Raw genomic sequence first — 3,013 nt, forward strand, 5'->3', positions numbered from 1 at the left:
ACCTTGTTGTCGGCCGCCATTTCGCGCTCGCCCTGGAAGACGCGGATGGTGACCGCGTTCTGGTTATCCTCGGCGGTCGAGAACACCTGGCTCTTCTTGGTCGGGATCGTGGTATTGCGGTCGATGATGCGGGTGAACACGCCGCCCAGCGTCTCGATGCCGAGCGACAGCGGGGTCACGTCGAGCAACAGCACGTCCTTGACGTCGCCCTGCAATACGCCGGCCTGGATCGCCGCGCCGATCGCAACGACTTCGTCGGGGTTGACGCCCTTGTGCGGCTCCTTGCCGAACAACTGCTTCACCACTTCCTGGACCTTCGGCATGCGGGTCATGCCGCCGACCAGCACCACTTCGCCGATCTCGCCGGCGGTCAGGCCGGCATCCTTCAGCGCCTTGCGGCAGGGCTCGATGGTCTTCTGAATGAGATCGTCGACCAGCGCCTCGAACTTGGCGCGCGTCAGCTTCATGGTCAGATGCTTCGGGCCGGACTGATCCGCTGTGATGAACGGCAGGTTGATTTCGGTCTGCGTGGTCGAGGACAGTTCGATCTTGGCTTTTTCGGCGGCCTCTTTCAGGCGCTGCAGGGCCAGCTTGTCGTTGCGCAGATTGATGCCCTGCTCTTTCTGGAATTCATCGGCCAGATAGCTGACGAGGCGCATGTCGAAGTCTTCGCCGCCGAGGAAGGTATCGCCGTTGGTCGACTTCACCTCGAACACGCCATCGCCGATCTCGAGGATCGAGACGTCGAAGGTGCCGCCGCCGAGGTCATACACCGCGATGGTGCCGGCCTTCGCCTTGTCGAGACCGTAGGCAAGCGCCGCCGCGGTCGGCTCGTTGATGATGCGCAGCACCTCGAGGCCGGCGATCTTGCCGGCATCCTTGGTGGCCTGGCGCTGGGCGTCGTTGAAATAAGCCGGAACGGTGATGACGGCCTGGTCGACCTTCTGGCCCAAATGGGCCTCGGCGGTTTCCTTCATCTTCTGCAGGATGAAGGCCGAAATCTGCGAGGGTGAGTAGGTCTTGCCGTCCACCTCGACCCAGGCATCGCCGTTGCCGGCCTTGGAAATCTTGTAGGGAACGAGCTTCTTGTCCTTCTCGACGGTTGGGTCGTCGTAGCGGCGGCCGATCAGGCGCTTGACCGCGAAAATGGTACGCTCGGGATTGGTCACCGCCTGGCGCTTGGCCGGCTGACCGACGAGGCGCTCGCCGTCATCGCTGAATGCGACAATCGACGGCGTCGTTCGCATGCCTTCGGCGTTTTCGATGACTTTCGGCGTCTTGCCATCCATTACGGCGACGCACGAATTCGTGGTGCCGAGATCGATCCCAATGACCTTTCCCATGGTCCTCATATCCTTCTTTTTGCGGCAGGTTGGCTGGGCCCTGACGGCGCACCAATCCAAACCCCCAGATAACAAATGCTCGCGAACCCGCGATGGTGAGCCTCATATAGGAGGGGGGGTGGGGCCTGCAAGGACCGGACGCAACGTTGGTCCACGAAAACGCCTGCCTTTGAAAGATCGTATCCCCTCTCACCGGCATTGGCGACGGCGATACGGGCCGCGCAATCACGAAAATCCCGCCCCGCCCGGCCGGGAAAAATGTCGCTTCGGAACGGAATCGTGGCTTGATCTATTGCCGGAATAGGGAAACCGTCCAGGTATGCGGGGGCCGAAACCGGGGCCCCGACGCAATGGCCGCAGCGGCCGATCATCGAACGGCCCCAATGCCAACACAGTAGAAATTTCATGAACCACATCGGACGATTACTCGCACTGGCCCTGTTGTGGGCCGCCCTGAGCCCGGCCTTCGCCGCCGATCCGGTCTATCCGCCGGGTCTTCGGATCGGGTTAGTGCCGATCGAGGGGCTTGTCCTTTCCAAGAGCTTTCCCGGTTTTGAAACCGAGGACCATACGGTCAAGGTGCTGGTCGCCGAACTCCCCGCGCCCGCCTATGGCGAAGTGGAGAACGCGTTCAAGACCAATGCCTTTCCGGGCGGCGCAAACGCCATCAAGCCGGAGAGCCTGCAGACCGCCGCCGGCGAGGGCTTTTACACCGTTGAAAGCGCAAAGGACGGCGCCGACACGGTGCGGCGCTTTTCGATGATCGTCGCAGGCGGCGCATTCTCCGGATATATCGCGGCGCAGGTCCCGGAAAGCGCGACCAAAACCTTTTCGGACGACGCCGTGCGGCGGATGTTTGCAACGGCCGTGGTACGCAAGGAAGTATCGGTCGAGGAGCAGCTCGGCTTGCTGCCGTTCAAGATCACCGAACTCAGCGGCTTCAAAAACGTCCGCACGCTGGCGCCCGGCTCCGCCATCCTGTTCGCCGATGGCGACGACGAAACCGGAGTCGAGGCACAGCCCTTCATGGTGATCGGCACCATCGGGTCCGCGCCGACGCAGCCGGAAGACCGCGGCCGGTTCGCGCAGCAGGCCGCGGGCCAGATTCCCGGCTTGCGCGACGGACGTATCACGATGTCGGAGCCGCTTCGCATCGCCGGCTCGCCGGGATATGAAACCCGTGTCGAGGCCACCAGCGGCAAAGCCAATACACCGGTCACGGTCGTGCAGTGGCTGAGGTTTGGCAGCGGCAACCAGGCGATGCGAATCATCGCCAGCACGCCGCGCGACGACTGGTCCAAGGCGTTTCCGCGCTTCCGCGCGGTACGCGACGGAATTCAGCCGCGCTAAAGCGTGATGAATTTAGGTTGACGCGGCTCTTTATCACCTCTCCCCTGCGGGGAGAGGTGATCTGAGCCTCGTGGCGATTCGAGTTAAAACCATCATGCGCTAGATTTGCGATTGTCTTTATGCTGCCGCCGTGAGCTGATTTGCTGGGCTTTTAGTGGAGATTTGGCGATGCTGGATCGACGGGAAATGTTCGCAAGCATGGGAGCGATTGTCGCCATGAACCTCCTGCCCAAGAGGGCCGGCGCGGCCGGCAAAATCAGCATCGACGACACCTCGGCTCTTCTGGTCATCGACGTGCAAAACTGTTTCCTGCCGGGCGG

General features: G+C 62.2%; 2 protein-coding genes and 1 pseudogene. 2 read left to right on the forward strand and 1 reads right to left on the reverse strand.

Going from position 1 to position 3,013, the window contains the following annotated elements; all coding sequences use genetic code 11:
* Positions 1-1,343, reverse strand: a 1,343-nt coding sequence (dnaK, locus tag VGP39_RS23850) for a molecular chaperone DnaK (RefSeq protein ID WP_327570559.1), incomplete at its 3' end; no start/stop codon positions are given.
* Between the two features lie 405 nt (positions 1,344-1,748).
* On the opposite strand from dnaK, the gene VGP39_RS23855 reads away from it, so the two are divergent.
* Together VGP39_RS23855 and VGP39_RS28225 are read left to right on the forward strand one after the other, a co-directional pair.
* Complete coding sequence (locus VGP39_RS23855) at positions 1,749-2,693, forward strand: hypothetical protein (RefSeq protein ID WP_327570560.1); 945 nt, start codon at positions 1,749-1,751, stop codon at positions 2,691-2,693.
* Between the two features lie 186 nt (positions 2,694-2,879).
* Positions 2,880-3,013, forward strand: a pseudogene (locus tag VGP39_RS28225) (nicotinamidase); the annotation flags it as partial.

The organism is Bradyrhizobium sp., from assembly GCF_036009065.1.
GTDB lineage: Bacteria > Pseudomonadota > Alphaproteobacteria > Rhizobiales > Xanthobacteraceae > Bradyrhizobium.

Excerpts from the sequence above, each read along its gene's own strand:
- VGP39_RS23855 (WP_327570560.1), top strand. The coding sequence starts at position 1,749 with ATGAACCACATCGGACGATTACTCGCACTGGCCCTGTTGTGGGCCGCC.